The sequence below is a fragment of the Achromobacter sp. T5-5 genome, assembly GCF_055397965.1.
Genome location: NZ_AP027919.1, coordinates 1334466 through 1354606, shown reverse-complemented (window position 1 = coordinate 1354606; position 20141 = coordinate 1334466). Strand labels below are relative to the sequence as shown.

Genomic DNA, 20141 nt, shown 5'->3' with positions numbered 1-20141 from the left:
TGGTCTCGCATGCACAAAGGCCACCTTAAGGATCGCAACAACGGGATAGCCGATTCCGAAGAGAAGGAAGTTGAAATCATGCAACGCGCAGTCGGGAGCGAACGCTGATGTACTTGCTTGAGTGGGCGTTCCAATTATCGAAACAACAGATGTCCTACGAGGAGTGCCGAGAGGACGTCGAGAAACAGCAGCGCAAACCGGGGCAGCCCGAACTGAACGCACCTGACGGTATAGGCGAGTCAGTTTCAGAATCCGTCTACGACAATGAGTCGATTTATGCCCACAACGATGCATTCATTGATGTCAGAACGTCCAATGATGAAAAGCGTGGGGTAATTACTTTTTTTGGGATTCTGTTCGGGGGCATGCTTGCCTGGGCCTGCCTTGCGACCTTGTGGCTGGCTATCGACCGGTTAACCGATACAGTGAAACCTCCTCCCGGAGTTGAGTTCTATGTTTTTGGACTAGTGCTATCGCCAGCCACCGCTTTCGGAGCCATGTATCTATATTGCAAGTATGCGTTTGAGTATCTGCGCCTGGAAGCATTCACCGCCCGCCGTCTGATCGTCCGATTCAACCGCGTCACCCGAAAAGTCTATCTATTGCGCCCCCAATACCTGGGCGGCATTCGAATCTTGGATTGGGAAAAGACACAACCCATCATCGAAAAAAGCATGACTGAACTGGAAGGGACAGGCGGCTTTATCTTGCTGGCCTGGGATAGGGGCGACGGCGTGGATCTTGAGGGCAACCCCACCGACAACATCGAGCTCGCCTTCGTCGGCAAACCCACCCGCAACGCCAGCGAGCTGCTGGCCTTCTGGGAATACATCCGACGCTACATGGAAGAAGGGCCCGAGGCCGCTCCCGCGCCCAAGAAACTCATCGATAAATTTCCCTGGCCCTGGCTGTCATTCAAGGTCGCCTGGCGTCTGGACACCCAGTTCCTGCGTCACAGCGCATTGTGGGTGTTCGTAGCGCTCAACATCCTGATGCTGCCGGCCATTCTGATCCACGCGACCGGCCACTGGCTGTCATTGCTGCTCTGCTATGAGCCCAAGTTCCCACGGGCCATTGAGGAAGCCGGCGCACCAAAAAAACGAGCTGGCCCTCGCTAAAGGAGCCAGCTCGCTTTCCCTACCGCCGCGCCGCTCGCACGCCGCGCGGCGCCGGGATGGGGATTCAGGCGGTTTCCACCCGGTTGGCGTCCAGCACCGTCATGGCCGTCATGTTGATGATGCGGCGCACGGTGGAGCTGTTGGTCAGGATGTGGACGGGTGCGTTGGCGCCCAGCAGGAACGGGCCCACGGCCACGTTGCCGCCGGCCGCCGTCTTGAGCAGGTTGTAGGCGATGTTGCCGGCATCCACGTTCGGGCACACCAGCAAGTTGGCTTCGCCCTTGAGCGTGGACGAAGGCAGGATGCGCATGCGCAGGGCCTCGTCCAGCGCGCAGTCGCCGTGCATTTCGCCGTCGATTTCCAGTTCCGGCGCGGCTTCGCGCACCAGTTCCAGGGCGCGGCGCATTTTCTCGCCCGAGGCTGAGCTGCCGGAGCCGAAGTTCGAGCGCGACAGCAGCGCCACCTTCGGAGCAAGGTTCATGCGCGCCATTTCCTGCGCGGCCATGATGGTGAATTCGGCGATCTGCTCGGCGGTGGGATCGTCGTTGATGTGCGTGTCCACCAGCACCACCGTGCGCTCGTCGAGCAGCAGGATGTTCATGGCGGCGTACACATTGTGGCCGGGGCGGCGGCCGATGACTTCGTCCACGAAGCGCAGGTGGTCGTGGTACGCGCCGACCGTGCCGCAGACCATGCCGTCGGCATCGCCCAGGTGCACCATCATCGCGCCGATCAGCGTCAGGCGGCGGCGCATTTCGACGCGCGCCATTTCCTTGGTGATGCCGCGGCGGCTCATCAGTTCCCAGTACGTCGTCCAGTATTGGTGGAAACGCTCGTCGTATTCCGGGTTGGTGACTTCGACGTCTTCGCCCAGGCGCAGGCGCAGGCCGAATTTTTCGATGCGCGAGAGCAGCACGGCAGGTCGGCCCACCAGGATGGGACGGGCCAGGCCCTCGTCGACGATCACCTGCACGGCGCGCAGCACGCGCTCGTCTTCACCTTCGGTGAAGACGATGCGCGCCTTGCCACCGCCGCGCACGATGCGTTTGGCGGCCGAGAACAGCGGCTTCATGAACGCGCCCGAGTGGTACACGAACTGCTGGAGCTGCTCTTCGTAGGCTTCCAGGTCAGCCAGCGGGCGCGTCGCCACGCCGCCTTCCATCGCGGCCTTGGCCACGGCGGGTGCGATGCGCACGATGAGGCGCGGGTCGAAGGGCTTGGGGATCAGGTATTCGGGACCGAACGAGATGTCGTAGGTGCCGTAGGCGGCGGCCACGACTTCGTTCTGTTCTTCCTCGGCCAGTTCGGCAATGGCGTACACCGCCGCCATTTCCATTTCGCGGGTGATGGTCGTGGCGCCCACGTCCAGCGCGCCGCGGAAGATGTACGGAAAGCACAGCACGTTGTTGACCTGGTTCGGGTAATCCGACCGGCCCGTGGCCATGACCACGTCGTCGCGCACGCCGTGCGCCACTTCCGGCAGGATTTCCGGCGTGGGGTTGGCCAGCGCCAGGATCAGCGGACGCGAACCCATCGCGGCCACCATTTCCGGCTTGAGCACGCCGCCAGCCGACAGGCCCAGGAACACGTCGGCGTCCTGGATCACCTCGGCCAGCTTGCGCGCGTCGGTCTTTTGCGCAAAGCGCGCCTTGTCCGGGTCCATCAGCGTGGTGCGGCCCTCATAGACCACGCCTTCGATGTCGGTCACCCAGATGTTCTCCAGCGGCAGGCCCAGGTCCACCATCAGGTCCAGGCAGGCCAGCGCCGCGGCGCCAGCGCCCGACGTGACCACCTTGACCGTCTTGATGTCCTTGCCCACGACCTTCAGGCCGTTGATGAAGGCGGCCGACACCGTAATGGCGGTGCCGTGCTGGTCGTCGTGGAAAACGGGAATCTTCATGCGCTCGCGCAGCTTGCGCTCCACCGTGAAGCACTCCGGCGCCTTGATGTCTTCAAGGTTGATGCCGCCGAAGGTGGCTTCCAGGCCGGCGATGATCTCGACCAGCTTGTCCGGGTCGGTTTCGTTGATTTCGATGTCGAAAACATCCAGGCCGGCGAACTTCTTGAACAGCACCGCCTTGCCTTCCATCACCGGCTTGGAGGCCAGCGCGCCGATGTTGCCCAGGCCCAGCACCGCGGTGCCGTTGGTGATGACGCCCACCAGGTTGCCGCGCGCGGTGTAGCGGAACACATTGGCCGGATCGGCCACGATTTCCTCGCAGGCCGCCGCCACGCCGGGCGAGTACGCCAGCGCCAGGTCGCGCTGGTTGACGAGCGGCTTGGACGCCACGACGGAAATCTTCCCCGGGGTGGGGTACTCGTGATAGTCCAATGCCGCCTGGCGGTCTGATTGCGTGTTCATGGGGCTGTAGCCTCGCTGTCTTGAAGTTGAAAAATTCTAGGCCCCAAGGCATAAGGTGATCATTCGGATTTAATATTGATCCATCAGCATTACCTTATGCCTTGTCTATGACAGCCTTTGATCCGGATGCCGTCACCCGGAAATTGACCTCGCGCCTGAAGATGCGCCACCTGATCCTGCTCCTGCAGATCGAGCAGCATGGCTCGCTGACCCGGGTCGCCGAGCACATGGCGACCAGCCAGCCGGCCGTGACCAACGCCCTGGCCGAGCTGGAAAGCATGTTCGACGTGCCCTTGTTCGACCGCTCCGTGCGCGGCATGACGCCCACGCCGATGGGCGCCGTGGTGCTGGCGCGCGCCCGGGGCCTGGTCCACGACCTGGGGCACCTGGTGCAGGACATGGAAACCGTGGCGGCCGGGCACGCCGCCCACCTGCACATCGGCGTGATCCCGTTTGTCTCGGGCCAGATGCTGTCGGCGGCCATCGGCCGCACGCTGCCCCAGGGCCGGCAGATCACCGCCACCATCCACGAGGGGCAGGGCCCGGCGCTGCTGCGCCAACTGCGCGACCATACGCTGGACGTGGTGGTGGGATGGGCCACGCCGTCGGTGGACCTGACCCACATCGGCTTCGAGGTGCTGTATCACCAGCAGCCGCGCCTGATCGCCAGCCGCCGGCTGGCCGCCCGGCTGGGCCGGTCGCGGCTGGAATGGAACCGGCTGGCGGACCTGGACTGGATCCTGGGCACGCCGGGCAGCCCGATCCGCGAGCAGGTGGCCAACATCTTCCTGCGCGCCGGGCTGGCGCCCCCGCCCCCGTCGGTCCAGAGCGACTCGTCCAAGCTGATCGGCGAAATGATCGTCGCAAGCGACCGCGCCGTGAGCATTCTGCCGGCCGACATCGCCGACGAACTGGTGCGCATCGCGGGCGCGGCCATCGTCCCCTACTCGTTCGATTGGACGCTGCCGCCGATTTCGATCTTCACGCGGTCGGACGGCCTGCGGCGCAACGTGGAGGCGCTGTTCGCCGCCGCCCTGCGCGAGGTCTACACCCGGGGCGCTCGTCCGCCCTCTTGATCGTCGGCGCGAGTCGGGCCGTCGTATCATGAAAGCCGGACTGACCCGTGCGGCCGCCGACTCCCGGCCCGGACGCGGCGCCGGTCCTCCGGGAGGCCGAAGGCAATGACGCAGGCGAGAACGCAGGCTCCGCAAGCTCCTCGACCCTGGCACCAGCTCTCCGTCCACGAGACGCTGGCCATCCAGGTGACCAGCGTCGCTGGCCTGTCCCATGACCAGATCCGGCGCAGGCAGGAAACCCATGGCCTGAACGCCCTGCCTCCCCCCGCCCGCCGCAGCGCCTGGCTGCGCTTTCTGGGCCATTTCAATGACGTGCTGATCTACATCCTGCTGGCTGCCGCGGTGGTGACCTCGCTGATGGGCCACTGGCTGGACACCACCGTCATCCTGGCCGTGGCGGTAATTAACGCCATCATCGGCTATGTGCAGGAGAGCCGGGCCGAGCGGTCGCTGGACGGCATCCGCAACATGATGTCGAACCGGGCCCGCGTGGTGCGCGATGGCCAGAAGGAGGACATCGACGCGCGCGACCTGGTGCCGGGAGACATCGTCATCCTGCGACCGGGCGACAAGATTCCCGCCGACGTGCGGCTGTTCGACGCGCACAACCTGCACGTCGAGGAATCGATGCTGACCGGCGAATCCACCGTCGTCGAAAAGCACGACGCGCCCCTGCCGGGCGACGCGGCGCTGGGCGACCGCCTGAATATCGGGTTCTCGGGCACGCACGTCAGCGCGGGCAACGCGCGCGGCATCGTCATCGCGACCGGCAGCGACACCGAGATCGGCCACATCAACCGCATGATGACCGACGTGCATGCGCTGCAGACGCCGCTGCTGCGGCAGATGGCGCTGCTGGGCAAGCGCATTTTCCACGTGGTGCTGGTGATGGTGGCGGTGCTGTTCGTCGTGGGACGCTACCTGCTCGGCATGCCCCTGCCCGACCTGCTGCTGTCCCTGATCAGCATCGCGGTCGCCTCCGTGCCCGAAGGCCTGCCCGCCATCATCTCCATCATCCTGTCGCTGGGCGTGCAGCGGATGGCGCGCAACCGCGCCATCATCCGCAAGCTGCCGACCGTGGAAACGCTGGGCGCGATGACGGTGATCTGCTCGGACAAGACCGGCACCCTGACCATGAACGAGATGACCGCCAAGAATGTGCTGCTGGCGCAGGGCGTCTACCACGTGGCGGGCGACAACTACCAGCCTATCGGCGAGATCACGCGCGCATCCGACGGGCTGCCGGTGGACTGGCGGCACGAGGACGCGCTGACCCGCTTCGTGCGCGCCGCGGCGATCTGCAACGACAGCCAATTGCACGAGGACGCCGACGGTCAGTGGCGCATCGTGGGCGGCCCCACCGAGGGCGCGATGATGGTCCTGGCGGCCAAGGCGGGCCAGGGCCTGGACGGCGTGGCCAAGCATGGCAAGGTGCCGTTCGACTCCGGCTACAAGTACATGGCGCGCCGCTGCGACGACCACGGGCACAACCTGATCTACGTTACCGGCGCGCCCGATGTGCTGTTCAGGCTGTGCGCGCACGAGCAGGGCGAACATGGACCGCAGCCGCTGCGCCTGGACTACTGGGAACGCGGCCTGGCGGCCTTTGCGCAGCAGGGCCTGCGCACGCTGGCCGCGGCTTACAAGCCCGGCGCGGCGGGCGCCACCGCGCTGAGCCACGCCGACTTCCAGGACGGGCTCATCCTGCTCGGCGTGGCCGGCATCATGGACCCGCCCCGCCCCGAGGCCATCGCGGCCATCGCCCTGTGCAACCAGGCGGGCATCCGCGTAAAGATGATCACGGGCGATCATCCCGAAACCGCGCTCGCCATCGGCGCGATGCTGGGCATGACGCACGTGCGCGAGGCCATCACGGGCGCGCAGCTGCAGCAGATGGGCGACGAGGAACTGGCCGCGCGGGTGCGCGACCATGACATCTTTGCCCGCACCAGTCCCGAGCACAAGCTGCGCCTCGTGCGCGCGCTGCAGGGCATGGGCGAGGTGGTCGGCATGACGGGCGACGGCGTCAACGACGCCCCCGCGCTCAAGCAGGCCGACGTGGGCGTGGCCATGGGCATCAAGGGCACCGAAGTCACCAAGGAAGCCGCGGACATGGTGCTGGCGGACGACAACTTCGCCTCCATTGCCTATGCGGTGCGAGAGGGACGCCGCGTCTACGACAACCTGAAAAAGACGATCCTGTTCATCCTGCCGACCAACCTCGCGCAGGGCCTGCTCGTCATCGCCGCGCTCCTGGCCGGCGCGCAGGCGCCGCTGACGCCCTTGCAGATCCTGTGGATGAACATGGCCACGTCCATCACGCTGTCGTTCGGCCTGGCGTTCGAACCCGCCGAGCCCGGCATGATGCACCGGCCGCCACGCGATCCGGCGAAATCCATCCTCGACGCCTTCGCCATCTGGCGCATCGCCTTCGTCGGCCTGCTGTTCATGGCGTCGGCGTTCGTCATCGAGAAAAGCCTGATCGCTGCGGGACGCGACGCGGATTTCATCCGCACCGTCATCCTGCAGACGCTGGTAACGGCGCAGTGGACCTACCTGTTCAACTGCCGCCTGCAGGACCGCTTTCCGCTCACGCCCAGCATGTTCCGCAACAAGGCGCTGTGGCTGGTCACGATCCTGCTGGGGCTGCTGCAATGCGCCCTGGTCTACCTGCCCGGGATGAACCGCGTGTTCGGCACGGTGCCGCTGCCGCCCGAGTACTGGACGCTGACCCTGGTGGCCGCGGGCGTGCTGTTCTGCATCGTCGAGGGCGAAAAGTGGGTGCTGCGCCGGTGGCGCGCGCGCCGCACACAAAAAATGCCAATAAATGTAAAGGTCCCCGCCGCAAGGCGATGAGCGCTCCTATACTTGCGGCCGCCAAGTTTCACGCAGGAGGGCTCGCCGCTTGTTCACCATCTCCCCATCCAACGCGAGCCGCCGCGCGCTGACCCTGCTGGGCCTCGCCGCGCTGGCTGCGCTGTCGGGCTGCGGCTCGCTGCTCGGCGAAGGCACCGGCGCCGCGGCCGGCATCGCCGGCACCGCCATCGCCAATAAGGTCACGGACAACGCCACTGTCGCCACCGGCATCGGCCTGGGGGTGCAGGCCGGCGCCAAGGCCGCGCTGGCCTATGCGCAGCGCCAGACGCGCGGCGAGGAACAGGACGCCATCGCCAGGGCGGCCGGTCCGCTGGCGGTCGGCAAGGTGGCCAGCTGGAACGTCAAGCACGCGCTGCCCATCGAAGAGGACGCGCGCGGCCAGGTCACCGTCAGCCGCCTCATCGGCGGCGCCAATCTCGAATGCAAGGAAGTGGTGTTCTCGGTGGACACGCCCGCCGACAAGCCGGACGCCGATCCGCTGCGCGAGTTCTACGTCACCACCGTGTGCCGAGACGGCGAGCACTGGCGCTGGGCCAGCGCCGAACCCGCTACGGCCCGCTGGGGTTCGCTCCAGTGAGGCGCGCGCTGGGCATGCTGGCGCTGGCCGTCAGCCTGGGCCTGGGCGGGTGCCAGAGCTCGTCCATCGGCCCCGCCACCGGCGCGGTGGTCGGCACGCTGAGCGGCGCGGCCACGGCCAATCCGGTCGCGGGCTTCGCGATCGGGGTGTCGGTGCAGGCGGCCGTGGACGCCACGGTGAAGTACGTCTTGCGCGAATGGAAAGACGACCAGCAGAACGTCATGGCCAATGCGGTCGGCGCGCTGCCTGTCGGCGAGGTGCGGCAATGGCAGATCCAGCGCACGCTGGCGGTGGGCAACGAGCACGGCAGCATCCAGGCCGTGCGCGACATCGAGACGCCGCTGGCGCATTGCCGTGAAGTGCTGTTCACGGTGGAACTGGAGGGCGCCGCCCCCGCCTACGCCAGCACGATCTGCCGGCGGCAGGACGGCCAATGGAAGTGGGCGGCGGCCGAGCCGTCGGTGGCGCGCTGGACCGGCCTGCAATAGCGCCAGCGCGCTTGCCCGCCGCCTGTCCGGCGCGCGATACTGGGCCGACGCCCATCGCCTCCCCCCCTTCCCCATGTCCGCAGGCCGATTTCTCATGCAGCGCAGCGCCCTCCCCGGCGTGCAGGCCGTGGATGCCTGCAGCCGCCACGCGTTCGCGCGCCATACGCACGAGCAGTTCGGCATTGGGGTGATGCGCGAGGGCGCGCAGGTGTCGCATAGCGGGCGCGGCCAGGTCGAGGCGGGGCCGGGCTACGTCATCACCGTCAACCCGGGCGAGGTGCACGACGGCGCGCCGATCGGCGGCGGCGTGCGCGCCTGGCAGATGCTGTATCTGGATCCGGGGGTGATCGCCCAGGCCGCCGCCGCCTATGAATTCGAACATCCTGCCCGAAAGCAACCCGGTCTTGCCCGCGACGTCCTGGCGCTGTATGCGCTCGTCACGTCGGGCGCGGCGCCGCTGGCGTGCGAGGCGCTGTTGCTGCGCGTGCTTGCGCAGGCGGGCGGTCCGCGCGGCGCGCCTGCCGCGGCCCCGCCCTCGCGCGGCGTGCCGGCCTCGCTTCGCCATGCGCTGGCCCTGGTCGACGACGATCCAGCCGCCGCGCTGTCGCTGGCCGACCTGGCCGCCGCCAGCGGCCTTGGCCGCTACCAGGTGCTGCGCGCCTTCCGGCGCGCAACCGGGCTGACGCCGCACGCCTACCAGATGCAGCGCCGCTTGCTGCTGGCGCGCCGGCTGATCCGGCAGGGCATGGCGCTGGCCGATGCGGCCGCGGCCGGCGGCTTTGCCGACCAGAGCCACATGACCCGCCTGTTCGTGCGCGCCTACGGCGTGTCGCCGCGCGGATACGCACTGGCCGCCCGCGGCGCCTGACGGCGCGCCTTCCCGCAATTTCGTTCAAGACCGGATGTGTTCCGGCGCCCTACGCTGCGCCTTTTCCACAAGGACGCACACCATGGGCATCAGCGAACGAAGGCGCGGCCACGTCTACCTGGCGGCAGCCATGGCGCTGGTGGGCAGCACCGTCACCGCCAGCAAGATCATCGGCGCCGGGCTCCCGCCCTTCACGGCCACCGCGTTGCGCTTTGCGATCGCGCTGCCCTGCTTCGCCCTGCTGATGGCTGCCACCGGCGCGCGCCTCCCCCGGCTGGGCCGGCGCGACTGGCTGCTGCTGGCGGTGCAGGCCGTCGCCGGGAGCGTCGGCTACACGACGCTGCTCATCGCCGGCCTCCAGCGCACCTCGGCGGTGGACGGCGGCATCATCCTGGGCACATTGCCGCTGGTGACCGCCGCGATCGCCATGCTGGTGCTGCGCGAACGGCCGGGCAAACCGGCGCTGGCCGCCATCGGCATCGCCGCGTTCGGCGTGTGGCTGATGTCGCGCAACGCCCACGACGCGGGGAGCGCGGGGTCGCTGACGGGCAACGCGCTGATCCTGGGCGCGGTGGCCTGCGAAGGCCTCTTCATCCTGCTGAACAAGCGACTGCGCACGCCGGTCGCGCCGCTGGCGTTGTCGACCCTGATGGCGGGCTTCGGACTGGCGTTTTCGGCCTTGGTCTGCCTGGTCGAAGCGCCCTGGACCGTGTCCCTGACGCCCGCCGCGCTGCTTGCCGTCGGCTACTACGCGCTGGTGCCCACCGTGGGCGGATTCCTGCTCTGGTACGCGGGCGCTGCGCGGGTGGACGGGGCGGAAGCGGCAATGTTCACGGCCCTGGCGCCGGTATCGGCGGTGCTGCTGGCCGCGGGCCTGCTGGGCGAAGCGCTGTCCGCCAGCCAGCTCGCCGGCATGGCCTGCGTGCTGGGCGCGGCGCTGGCGCTGGGGCGGGCGCGGTCAGGGCCAGCCCCGGTCCCGGCCCGAAAGCGCACGGCGTCTACCCGCGGCTGAAGGCCAGCGCGAATTCGTCGGAAAAGATGTCCGCCAGCGACCGCCGCAGGGCCGCCGCGCGCTCCGCGCCATAGGCCGCCTCGAAGCGCTGTTGCGCGTCCTTCCAGAGGCGGCGGGACTCCGCCAGCTTCGCGCGGCCCGTCTCGGTGAGTTCGACCCGGCGGCTGCGGCCGTCGAGCGGGTCGCGCATCATGCGCACATAGCCGTCGCGCTGCAGGGGCTTGAGGTTGTGGGCCAGCGCGGACCGGTCCAGCACCATGGCCCGCGCCAGGTCCGTCATGGAGGGCGAGCCGGCGCGCGCGATATGGACCAGGATGGAATGCTGCGAGACTTTCAGCCCGCACGGCGCCAGCACCGAGTCGTAGAGCTGCGACACGCGGCGCGTCGCCTTGCGCAACGCGGCGCCGTTGCAAATGAGCGGATCCGGGGGGACGGCGGCGCCTAGGGGCGGGGCATCGGACATGGCAGGCGGCATGGGTAAGTCTGCGGGTGAGGACATAACGCTACTGCCGGGGCGGTCCCGCGTCCAGTGCGTGATTTCCAGTGCGTGATTGACAGATATTGGCATATGCACGTAAATTTTATCAACCTTTTCCACAGGCCTGCCCCGTCCATGCCAGCGACTGCCCCACCCCGCCCCGCCAATGCGCGCTTGCAGGCCATGCTTCACGCCCCCATCGCGCCCACGCTCGCGCGGCTGGCCTGGCCCAATATCCTGATGATGCTTGCGCAGTCCTCCACCGGCCTGATCGAGACCTGGTTCCTGGCGCGGCTGGGCACGCCCGTGCTCGCGGGCGTGGCGCTGGTGGTGCCGGTGCTGATGCTGATGCAGAACATGTCGCAGGGCGCGATGGGCGGCGGAATCTCCGCCGCCGTCGCGCGGGCCCTGGGCGGGGGCCGGCAGCTTGAAGCGGACCAGCTCGTGCTGCACGCTGTCGTGCTCAATGCGCTGCTGGGCATCGTCTTCTGCGTGCTGCTGCTGGCGTTCGGGCCGGCGCTGTACCGGGCGCTGGGCGCCGAGGGCGCGGCGCTCGACGCGGCGCTGGCCTATTCCAACGTCATCTTCGGCGGCATCGTCCTGATGTGGCTGATGAACGCGTTCGCCAGCGCCATCCGCGGCACGGGCAACATGCTGGTGCCCGGCGCGGTGATCTGCGGCGGCGCGCTGCTGCTGGTGCCGCTCTCGCCCTGCCTGATCTTCGGATGGGGGCCCTTCCCGGCCCTGGGAGTGGCGGGCGGCGGCTGGGCGCTGGTGATCTACTACGCCGTGGGCACGCTCATCCTGGGCGCGTACTGCGCCAGCGGACGCAATGCGGCGCGGCTGGTGTCCAGCAAGCTGCACGCGGGACTCATGCGCAGCATCCTGAGCGTGGGCGCGCTGGCCACCATCAACCCGCTGCTGACCAACGCGCTGGTGGCCCTGACCGCCGCGCTGGTGGGCGCCTATTCGGGGGAGGCCGCGCTGGCGGGCTACGGGGTCGCGGTGCGCCTGGAATATCTGCTGATGCCGATCGCCTTCGGCCTGGGCGCCCCGATGGTGGCGATGGTGGGGTCCAACATCGGCGCGGGCCAACCGGAACGCGCCATGCGCATCGCCCTGACCGGCGGCGCGATGGCCTTCGTGCTGGCCGAGGCCATCGGGCTGGCGGCGGCGTTCTTTCCCGAAGCGTGGCTGCGCCTGTTCGGCGCGCAGGACCACATGCTGCAGGCCGGCGCGGACTACCTGCGCATCGTCGGTCCGGTGTATGGCTTTTTTGCGCTGGGCTTTTCGCTGTATTTCGCGTCGCAGGGCGCGGGGCGCCTGAAATGGCCGCTCACCGCGGGATTCCTGCGCCTGCTCGTCGGCATCGGCGCGGGCGGCATCGCGCTGCACCTGACCGGCTCGCTGACGGTGTTCTTCGTGATTCTGGCGGTGGCGATGAGCCTTTATGGCCTGATCATCCTGGCGGCCGTCGCGTCGGGCTCCTGGTTCGACCGCGGGCATCTGCCGGGACGCCGGCTGTTCGCGCGATAGGCGCCGCCGGCGCGTCACGCAAGGCGTACGCCACGAGGTCGGCCGCATAGGCGGGCAGGTCGTCGCGCACGCACAGCACCAGGTCGCGGGCGGCCCACGCGTCGGCCAGCGCAATCCGGGCCACCCCGGCCGCGCGGCCATATCGCACGGCGGCCGCGCGCGGCACGATGGCGACACCCACGCCCTGCCCCACCATCCTGCAGACGGCCTCGAAACTGCGCAGCCGCACGCGGTAGGACAAGGGCTTGCCGCTGCGGCGCGCATGGTGCGCGATGTGTTCCTGCAGCGCGCTGCCCTGCACCAGTCCCACGAATTCATGCCCGGCCACGTCGTCCAGCAGCACCTGCGGCCGCGCCGCGAGCGGATGGCCCCGCTGCACGATCAGTGTCAGCGGATCGTGGCGGAAGATGCGCGTGCGCAGGCCATGCAGGTCGGCCGAGTCCGCCAGCACCCCGATGTCGCACGCGCCCGCGCGCAGCGCATCGGCGATCTCGTGGCTAAGGCGTTCTTCCAGGTCGACGGAGATGCGCGGATGGTCCTTGAGAAACGCGCCCAGCACCGGCGGCAGGTATTCGCTGAGCGCCGTGGTGTTGCACAGCACGCGCACATGGCCCGCCAGGCCGAGGCCGTAATGGTCCAGCTCGCCGCGCATGCGGTCGATCTGGCCCAGCACCAGCCGGGCGTGGTGGACCAGGGTGCGTCCGGCCGGCGTGGCGTCGACGCCACGCGGCTCGCGCACCAGCAGCGCCACGCCCAGCGCGTCTTCCATGCCCCGGATGCGCTCGCTGGCCGACGCCAGCGTCATGTGCGAACGGCGCGCGCCGCCCGTGATGGAGCCGCTTTCGTGCACGTTGAGAAAGAGACGAAGATCGGTCAGGTCGAATCGCATGAAAAAAGCGTAGCACGCCAGCCTCAGGCGCTGCCATAGCCTGGGTACGCAAGATCCCGATAGGCGCGGGTGCATCACGCACGACAAAATGCGACCCGTACCCACCCCAATTAGGAAATGCCGTGCATATCGCAATCCTGCACCTGCGCGCCACGCGCCGGCCGCCGTCGGCGTTGGCCGCGATGGCGAGGCCTGCCTCAGGCCTGGCCGAAGCGAGCCGCGGGCCGGACCGTGACATCGACGTTGCCCGGCGGCACGCGCCGCCCGCCCCCTGCGAGGCCGCATGAACCTCCTTGATCCGGCGCTGCTGGGCGCCATTGTTGCGGTCTTCGTGCTGGCCGGCGTGGTCAAGGGCGTCGTGGGCCTGGGCCTGCCCACCATTTCCATGGCATTGCTGGCGCTGGTGATGGCCCCGGCGCAGGCGGCGGCGCTGCTGATCGTGCCGTCGCTGATCACCAATCTCTGGCAGGCGCGGCCCTGGGCCACGCTGGGCGCGGTCCTGCGCCGCATCGCGGGCATGCAGGCGGGCGTCTGCGCCGGGACGCTCGCCGGCGCGCTGTGGCTGGGCCCACCCTCCGGCCAGTGGGCCGGCGTCTGCCTCGGACTGGCGCTGGCGGCCTATGCCGCCTGGGGCCTGTTCGGCGCGCCGCCCCAACTGCCGCCGGATATGCCGCCCCGCCGCGCCCAACTGCTGGGCGCGGCCGCCGGCGCGCTCACCGGCGTGATCACTGCCGCCACGGGCGTGTTCGTCATCCCCGCCGTGCCGTATCTGCAGGCGCTGGATCTGGACAAGGATCAGCTCATCCAGGCCATGGGGATTTCCTTCACGGTTTCGACCGTGGCGCTGGCCGCGGGGTTGGGACTGAATGGCGGATACACCGCCGGCGCCGCGGGCGCCTCGCTCCTGATGCTGCTGCCCGCGCTGGCCGGCATGGCCCTGGGCCAGCGGCTGCGTCACCGGCTGTCGGCGCGCACGTTCAAACTATGCTTCATGGTCAGCCTGGCACTGCTGGGCGCCTATCAGGCCGCGCGCGGCCTGGCCGTCATCGGGCCTTAGGCGGCCAGACGCCGTTCATCCACGAAGCCGATCGACACCGACATCTCGCGCCAGCGCGCCAGTTCCTGCTGCACCGCCTGGATCTTGCCGCGCGCCTGGTCGAATGCGTCGCGGCCCAGGAACAGGTGCAGGGGCGCGTACTGGGCCTGCGCGGCATGGATCAGCGCCTGCGCCGCCTTGACCGGATCGCCGCCCTGGTCCGCCGCGCGCGGCCCGCGCGCGGACAGTTCGGGCGAACCGCCGGGATCGCCGGCGCGCATCGCGCCCGGATAGACGAGCGACACGCGGATGCCCAGCGGCGCGGCCTCGGCGGCCAGGGTTTCGGTCAGGCCGCAGACCGCGAACTTGGCGGCGCTGTAGGCGCCCCACTGCGCGCAGCGCCCGTCAAAGCCCAGGATCGACGAGATGTTGAACACATGCCCGCCGCGCTGCGCGCGCAGGCGCGGCATCACGGCGCGGATGACGTTCAGCACGCCGAACACATGGGTATCGAAGGCGCCGCGCAGTTGCGCATCCGACAGGCTGTCCAGCGTCCCTTGCGGCCCCTGCCCCGCCCCGTTCACCACCACGTCGATGCCGCCGAACGCGGCGATGGTCGCGTCCACGGCCCGGCGCACGGCGCGTTCGTCGGCCAGGTTGACCGTCAGGGGCAGAAAGCGGCCTTCCAGCTTGGCGCCCACCGCCTCCAGCAATGCATCGCCGTCGCCCGACGTGGCCGCCACCTTGTGGCCCTGGTCCAGCAGCATTTTGACCAGCACCAGGCCCAACCCCGCCGACGCATCCGTCACCAGCCAGATTTTTTCCGTGTTCATGTGATTCCCTACCCTTGCTCGCGGCGGCCGGCGAGATGCCTGGCCCCCCGGGCCGAGGCTGGCGCGCTCCGCAGAGCCGATGGCCAGCACGGCCCTGGACAGGATAGTAAGAACCGGGGATAGGCCCGTACAGGCTCGATCTTGCGTGAAACCTGCCTATTTCTACGGCGATGCGCGCGGGGCCGTCCGGACGCGGGCATCGGGCGCGGCCGGCAGGCCCGCCCGATATGGCGGATAATCCGTCTGTTTGCCGCCGCCACGCGCGGCGGATCATTGCGGCGCCTTTTGCCCCGCAGCTTTCGGAGTCAGCTATGTATCGCGGCATTGAGGCGATCGAACACTTCATGGAATCCATCGGCCTGCCCTGGCAGCCCGGCAAGACCGCGCGCGCCGAACTGCGCGCCAGCTACCGTATCGGCAACACCCGTCCGCTGGGCATCGACTGCACGCTGGTGGAGTTCCACTGCGACGCCAAGCGGGCCAAGGTATGGGTGCCGGAATTCTCGCGCACGAGTTTTCACCAGTGGTTCGAGGTGCCCTACCAGGAGTTCGAATTCACGCCCGGCGGCTCCATGCTCAAGATCAAGGCCGCGGCCCGCGGCAACGCGCCGCCCTACAGCGTGGGCATTAAGCCGCTGGCCTGATCGCCTCGCCGGGCGCGCCGTTCAGAGCTGCTTGTACATGATCGTCGTGCCGTCCACCTTGGCCGGGTCGATCGGATCGCGCGCAAAGCCCGGAATCACCCCCACCGTCTGGTAGCCCAGCGCCGCATACAGCGGCTCGGCCGCGTCGCCCGTGCGCGTGTCCAGGGTGAGCAGGCTGCGGTTCAGCCGGACCGCCATGGCCTCGACCTCGCGCATCAGCCGGCGCGCAATGCCCTGCCGGCGCCAGTCCGGATGCACCAGCAGCTTGCGCACCTCGGCGCGGTGCGGCTGGTTGGGCGGCGTGTCGGTATCGAGCTGCACGGAACCCGCGATCCGCCCGTCCACGCGCGCCGCCCACAGGGAGAGCGCCCCGCTCCGGACGCCCGGCAGCACCTTGCCGCGCCAGAACGACGCCGCGTCTTCAGGGGTGTAGGGCAAGACGAAACTGACGCTGGCGCCCGCGTGCACGCAGGCGTGCAGCAGGGTGGCAAGCTCGGGCACGGCGGCCGCGGCGGCGTCGGCGGGCAGCGGCATCAGTTCAAGGCGGGCAGAGGTCATGGCAGGGCTCAGACGATGAAAAGCAGATAACGGGCGCCGCTGTGCGGCGGGGTCGCGAAGGCGCTGGCGCCGAACAGCTGATAGCGCAGGCAGTCGCCGGGAAGCAGCCGATGCGCCTGGCCATCCACGGTGATGGACAGTTCGCCATCCAGCATCAGCAGATGGTGTTCCAGCCCCGGCCGCGGCGATTGTTCATAGGCGATGCGGGCGTTCGCGGCCAGTTCGCAGGCCAGCACCTCGCCCGCGAGCCGCTGCGACGGCGGCGACACCGACCGGCGCCGGAAGCCGACGGAGTCGTCCACCCAGACCGCCTGCGCCTGTTCGGGCACCCGGGCGACGAAGTCGTCCTCAACCATCAGCATCAGGCGCGACATGGTCAGACCATAGGCGGCGCACAGTTTGCCGAGCACGCTGGCGGTCGGACTGACCTCGGCATTTTCGAGCCGCGAGAGCGTCGCGCGGCTGATGCCGGCGCGGGCGGCCAGATCGTCCAGGGACCACCCCCGGTCCTGGCGCAGCATTTTGAGGCGGGCGGCAAGACGATGGTCCAGCCCGGGGTCGGCGGCGGCCGTTGATTTTTCCATAATTGAGAATTTATCCCAGATATGAAATTCGGTCGACTGCGTGTATTCCCCAATGCGGATCGCGCCCGGCAACCGGGACACTACGAAAGAACCGCGCCGGATTCGGCACAATAGCGGTCATGCCAACGGCCTGACTCCCCTACATGACCTTTCTTTGCGCGTTGACTACCGGTTCCCTCCCCTCGCTGCACGAGCGCAGCGTGTCGCACGCGCTCACCGCTGAAGAAGCCCAGGCCACGCCGCTGGGCCAGGCGATCGCCCCGCTCGTGGCCGCGCATCCCGGCAAATCCGGCATCCATGCCCTGGCCCACCCCCACGACGCCTTCGCCGCGCGCATGATGCTGGCGCGCGCGGCCGAACGCAGCCTGGATGTGCAGTACTACATCTGGCACGACGACATGACGGGCACCATGCTGCTGGAGGCCCTGCACGACGCGGCCGACCGCGGCGTGCGAGTGCGCCTGCTGCTGGACGACAACGGCACGTCCGGGCTGGACCAGACGCTGTCCGCGCTGGACGGCCATCCGAACATCGACGTGCGGCTCTACAACCCTTTCGCGGTGCGCTGGCCCAAGCCGCTGGGCTACCTGACGGATTTTTCCCGCCTGAACCGCCGGATGCACAACAAGTCGTTCACCGCGGACAACCAGGCCACGATCGTCGGCGGGCGCAACATCGGCGACGAGTATTTCGGCGCCACCCATGGCGTGCTGTTCACGGACCTGGACGTGCTGGCCATCGGCGCGGCGGTCGGCGACGTGTCGGCGGACTTCGATCGGTATTGGAGCAGCGATTCCGCGTATCCGGTGTCGGGCCTGCTCAAGAAGGCCGCCTCCAACGAGCTGGACGAGCTGGAGGCCGACGCGGCCACGGTCGAACGATCGCCCGAAGCCGCCGCTTATGCGCAGGCCATGCGCGAGCTGCCGTTCATACGCCAGCTGCTGCGCGGCGAACTTCCCATGGAGTGGACGCAGACGCGCATGGTCAGCAACGACCCGCGCAAGACGCTGGGCACCGCGCCGCGCGAGGCGATGCTGCCGCACCAGCTGCAGGACATCCTGGGCGTGCCGGCCAAGGCGCTGGTGCTGGTGTCGCCCTATTTCGTGCCCACGGCGGCGGGCACGCGCGCGTTCGCCAACATGGCGCGCAATGGCGTCAGGGTGCGGGTGCTGACCAATGCGCTGGAAGCGACCGACGTGGCGGTCGTGCACTCGGGCTACGCCAAGCGCCGCAAGGACCTGCTGGCCGCCGGGGTGGAGCTCTACGAAATGAAGCGGATGGCCCAACCCGTCGAGCGCAACAAGGGTTTGGGGCCTTTCGGCAGTTCGGGCTCCAGCCTGCACGCCAAGACCTTTGCCGTGGACGGCGAGCGCGTGTTCGTCGGCTCGTTCAACTTCGACCCGCGCTCGGCGCGCCTGAACACCGAACTGGGCTTTGTCATCGACAGCCCGACGCTGGCGCGGCACATCGAGGACACGTTTGACGACGAGCTTGCCCGCACCGCCTACCGCGTGCGGATCGACGAGATGGGCAAGCTCTACTGGCTGGACACGCGCGACGGCCAGACCGTGCGCCACGACCGCGAGCCGGGCGCCACGCTCTGGCAGCGCCTGACGGTGTGGATCGCGTCGCGGCTGCCGCTGGAGCCGCTGCTGTAAGACTGGCAACAAGCGGAGTGGCCCGCCCGCGCGCAAGGCGTAGACTGGACAGGGATTTCAAACATTTTCCGCCCGCCATGACCAAGACGCCCGCCGACGCCCTGCTCGCGCAGTTGGACTGGAGCCGCGCCGCCGCCGACCTGGATGCGCACGGCCACGCCATCCTGCCCGCCCTGTTGACGCCCGCCCAATGCGCCAGCCTGTCCGACGACTACGGCGCGGACGAACCCTACCGCAGCCGGATCGTCATGGCGCGCCACGGCTTCGGCCGGGGCGAGTACAAGTACTTCCGCTACCCCTTGCCCGACCTGCCCCGGCAGTTGCGCGGCGGGCTGTATCCGCACCTGGCGCCGATCGCCAACCGCTGGAACCGGCAGATGGGGATCGATGTGCAGTATCCCGCCGACCATGCGTCATTTCTGGCGCGCTGCCACGCGGCCGGCCAGCGCCGGCCGACGCCGCTGATCCTGCAATACGGACCGGGCGACTACAACTGCCTGCACCAGGACCTGTACGGCGAACACGTTTTTCCCTTGCAGGTGGCCGTGCTGCTGTCCCGGCCCGGCGAGGATTTCACCGGCGGCGAATTCGTCATGACCGAAACCGGCAGCCGCGAGCAGCGCGCCGACGTCCTGCCCCTGCAACAGGGCGATGCCCTGGTCTTTACCGTGAACCAGCGCCCGGTGCCCGGCGCGCGCGGCTGGCGCAGGGTGGCCATGCGCCATGGCGTCAGCGAACTGCGCTCGGGACGGCGCCACACGCTGGGCCTCATCTTCCATGACGCGGTGTGACATGACCCTGACCCTGGATCTTTTTGGCAGCGACGATCCCGCCCAGCACGGGCGCGTGGCGCTCGGCCCGCAGTCGGTGGTGCTGCGCGGCTATGCGTTGCCGGCGGTGGAGGCCCTGCTGGCGGGCGTGGACGCCGTGACCGCGCAGGCGCCGTTCCGGCAGATGGTGACGCCGGGCGGCTACACGATGTCGGTGGCGCTGACCAACTGCGGCGAACTGGGGTGGACCACGGACGCCCGCGGCTATCGCTACAGCCGCATCGACCCGCAAACCGGCCAGCCTTGGCCCGCGATGCCGGACGCCTTCAGGCAACTGGCGCAGGACGCGGCGCGGGAGGCCGGCTTTCCCGGTTTCTCGCCGGATGCGTGCCTGGTCAACCGCTACGAGCCCGGATCGCGCCTGTCGCTGCACCAGGACCGCAACGAACGCGATTACGGCGCGCCCATCGTGTCCGTTTCGCTGGGCATGCCGGCCCTGTTCCTGTTCGGTGGCGACGCGCGCGGGGACCGGGCCGCCCGGGTGCCGCTCTTTCACGGCGACGTCGTCGTCTGGGGCGGAGTGGACCGGCTGCGCTTTCATGGCGTCATGCCCTTGAAAGACCTGCCGCACCCGCGCCTGGGCAGCCGGCGCATCAACTTCACCCTGCGCAAGGCGGGCTAGGCGGCGCCGCGCACCGGCTAGCCCCCCGGTCCGTCACGCAATACGGGTTCGCCGCGTCTGGCGGCGGGAACGCGGCGGCCCTACTATGGCGCTCC

General features: G+C 68.8%; 19 protein-coding genes. 13 read left to right on the top strand and 6 right to left on the bottom strand.

The annotated features are described in order from the left end of the window. Window positions 1-107 precede the first annotated feature (107 nt). On the top strand, window positions 108-1118 hold the full coding sequence (locus tag ACZ50Q_RS06055) for a DUF6708 domain-containing protein (RefSeq protein ID WP_464080895.1): 1011 nt from the start codon (window positions 108-110) through the stop codon (window positions 1116-1118). Window positions 1119-1182: 64 nt separating this feature from the next. On the opposite strand, the gene ACZ50Q_RS06050 is transcribed toward ACZ50Q_RS06055, so the two are convergent. Then, window positions 1183-3480 carry an NADP-dependent malic enzyme gene (locus tag ACZ50Q_RS06050; protein ID WP_464080894.1) on the bottom strand — a complete coding sequence of 766 codons (2298 nt, stop codon included), beginning with the start codon at window positions 3478-3480 and terminating at the stop codon, window positions 1183-1185. A 107-nt stretch (window positions 3481-3587) separates the two neighbouring features. Here ACZ50Q_RS06050 and ACZ50Q_RS06045 point away from each other — a divergent pair, with 107 nt between their 5' ends. The 6 genes from ACZ50Q_RS06045 (at window position 3588) to ACZ50Q_RS06020 (ending at window position 10378) form a co-directional block, all read left to right on the top strand. Beyond that, window positions 3588-4556: a LysR substrate-binding domain-containing protein gene (locus ACZ50Q_RS06045; protein WP_076516306.1), complete on the top strand. Its 969-nt coding sequence runs from the start codon at window positions 3588-3590 to the stop codon at window positions 4554-4556. 105 nt (window positions 4557-4661) lie between these two features. Further along, window positions 4662-7412, top strand: coding sequence for a cation-transporting P-type ATPase (locus ACZ50Q_RS06040; protein ID WP_464080893.1), 2751 nt, complete (start codon window positions 4662-4664; stop codon window positions 7410-7412). Window positions 7413-7461: 49 nt separating this feature from the next. Beyond that, window positions 7462-8010, top strand: coding sequence for a hypothetical protein (locus ACZ50Q_RS06035; protein ID WP_464080892.1), 549 nt, complete (start codon window positions 7462-7464; stop codon window positions 8008-8010). After that, a complete protein-coding gene (locus ACZ50Q_RS06030; protein ID WP_464080891.1) occupies window positions 8007-8498 on the top strand; it encodes a hypothetical protein in 492 nt (163 codons plus the stop codon). Before ACZ50Q_RS06035 ends, ACZ50Q_RS06030 begins: the two co-directional genes overlap by 4 nt. A 73-nt stretch (window positions 8499-8571) precedes the next feature. Next, window positions 8572-9366, top strand: coding sequence for an AraC family ligand binding domain-containing protein (locus tag ACZ50Q_RS06025; RefSeq protein WP_464080890.1), 795 nt, complete (start codon window positions 8572-8574; stop codon window positions 9364-9366). 82 nt (window positions 9367-9448) lie between these two features. Continuing rightward, the gene (locus ACZ50Q_RS06020; protein WP_464080889.1) at window positions 9449-10378 is read left to right on the top strand and encodes a DMT family transporter; all 930 of its coding nucleotides are present in this window, start codon (window positions 9449-9451) and stop codon (window positions 10376-10378) included. Here ACZ50Q_RS06020 and ACZ50Q_RS06015 read toward each other — a convergent pair. Continuing rightward, window positions 10365-10841: a MarR family winged helix-turn-helix transcriptional regulator gene (locus tag ACZ50Q_RS06015; protein WP_464080888.1), complete on the bottom strand. Its 477-nt coding sequence runs from the start codon at window positions 10839-10841 to the stop codon at window positions 10365-10367. The two genes, ACZ50Q_RS06020 and ACZ50Q_RS06015, sit on opposite strands and share 14 nt — an antisense overlap. Before the next feature lie 198 nt (window positions 10842-11039). Here ACZ50Q_RS06015 and ACZ50Q_RS06010 point away from each other — a divergent pair, with 198 nt between their 5' ends. Next, window positions 11040-12392, top strand: a complete 1353-nt coding sequence (locus ACZ50Q_RS06010) for an MATE family efflux transporter (protein WP_464080887.1) — start codon at window positions 11040-11042, stop codon at window positions 12390-12392. Here ACZ50Q_RS06010 and ACZ50Q_RS06005 read toward each other — a convergent pair. Further along, window positions 12316-13281 carry a LysR family transcriptional regulator gene (locus ACZ50Q_RS06005; protein WP_464080886.1) on the bottom strand — a complete coding sequence of 322 codons (966 nt, stop codon included), beginning with the start codon at window positions 13279-13281 and terminating at the stop codon, window positions 12316-12318. The two genes, ACZ50Q_RS06010 and ACZ50Q_RS06005, sit on opposite strands and share 77 nt — an antisense overlap. 283 nt (window positions 13282-13564) lie before the next feature. On the opposite strand from ACZ50Q_RS06005, the gene ACZ50Q_RS06000 reads away from it, so the two are divergent. Further along, window positions 13565-14338: a sulfite exporter TauE/SafE family protein gene (locus tag ACZ50Q_RS06000; RefSeq protein WP_464080885.1), complete on the top strand. Its 774-nt coding sequence runs from the start codon at window positions 13565-13567 to the stop codon at window positions 14336-14338. On the opposite strand, the gene ACZ50Q_RS05995 is transcribed toward ACZ50Q_RS06000, so the two are convergent. Next, a complete protein-coding gene (locus ACZ50Q_RS05995; RefSeq protein ID WP_092580761.1) occupies window positions 14335-15150 on the bottom strand; it encodes an SDR family NAD(P)-dependent oxidoreductase in 816 nt (271 codons plus the stop codon). The genes ACZ50Q_RS06000 and ACZ50Q_RS05995 overlap by 4 nt on opposite strands. A 311-nt stretch (window positions 15151-15461) precedes the next feature. On the opposite strand from ACZ50Q_RS05995, the gene ACZ50Q_RS05990 reads away from it, so the two are divergent. Beyond that, window positions 15462-15794 (top strand): hypothetical protein, encoded by a 333-nt coding sequence (locus tag ACZ50Q_RS05990; protein ID WP_076516322.1) that lies wholly within the window; start codon window positions 15462-15464, stop codon window positions 15792-15794. 21 nt (window positions 15795-15815) lie between these two features. Here ACZ50Q_RS05990 and ACZ50Q_RS05985 read toward each other — a convergent pair whose 3' ends face one another. Then, window positions 15816-16352 (bottom strand): GNAT family N-acetyltransferase, encoded by a 537-nt coding sequence (locus ACZ50Q_RS05985; protein WP_464080884.1) that lies wholly within the window; start codon window positions 16350-16352, stop codon window positions 15816-15818. 8 nt (window positions 16353-16360) lie between these two features. Continuing rightward, window positions 16361-16936: a helix-turn-helix domain-containing protein gene (locus ACZ50Q_RS05980; RefSeq protein ID WP_092580758.1), complete on the bottom strand. Its 576-nt coding sequence runs from the start codon at window positions 16934-16936 to the stop codon at window positions 16361-16363. Window positions 16937-17079: 143 nt separating this feature from the next. On the opposite strand from ACZ50Q_RS05980, the gene ACZ50Q_RS05975 reads away from it, so the two are divergent. The 3 genes from ACZ50Q_RS05975 to alkB all read left to right on the top strand — a co-directional run bounded on the left by ACZ50Q_RS05975 (window position 17080) and on the right by alkB (window position 20046). Beyond that, the gene (locus ACZ50Q_RS05975; RefSeq protein ID WP_464080883.1) at window positions 17080-18594 is read left to right on the top strand and encodes a phospholipase D family protein; all 1515 of its coding nucleotides are present in this window, start codon (window positions 17080-17082) and stop codon (window positions 18592-18594) included. A gap of 77 nt (window positions 18595-18671) precedes the next feature. Then, window positions 18672-19385, top strand: coding sequence for a 2OG-Fe(II) oxygenase (locus ACZ50Q_RS05970; protein WP_092580754.1), 714 nt, complete (start codon window positions 18672-18674; stop codon window positions 19383-19385). Between the two features lies 1 nt (window position 19386). After that, window positions 19387-20046 carry a DNA oxidative demethylase AlkB gene (gene alkB, locus ACZ50Q_RS05965; protein WP_464080882.1) on the top strand — a complete coding sequence of 220 codons (660 nt, stop codon included), beginning with the start codon at window positions 19387-19389 and terminating at the stop codon, window positions 20044-20046. Window positions 20047-20141: the final 95 nt, after the last annotated feature.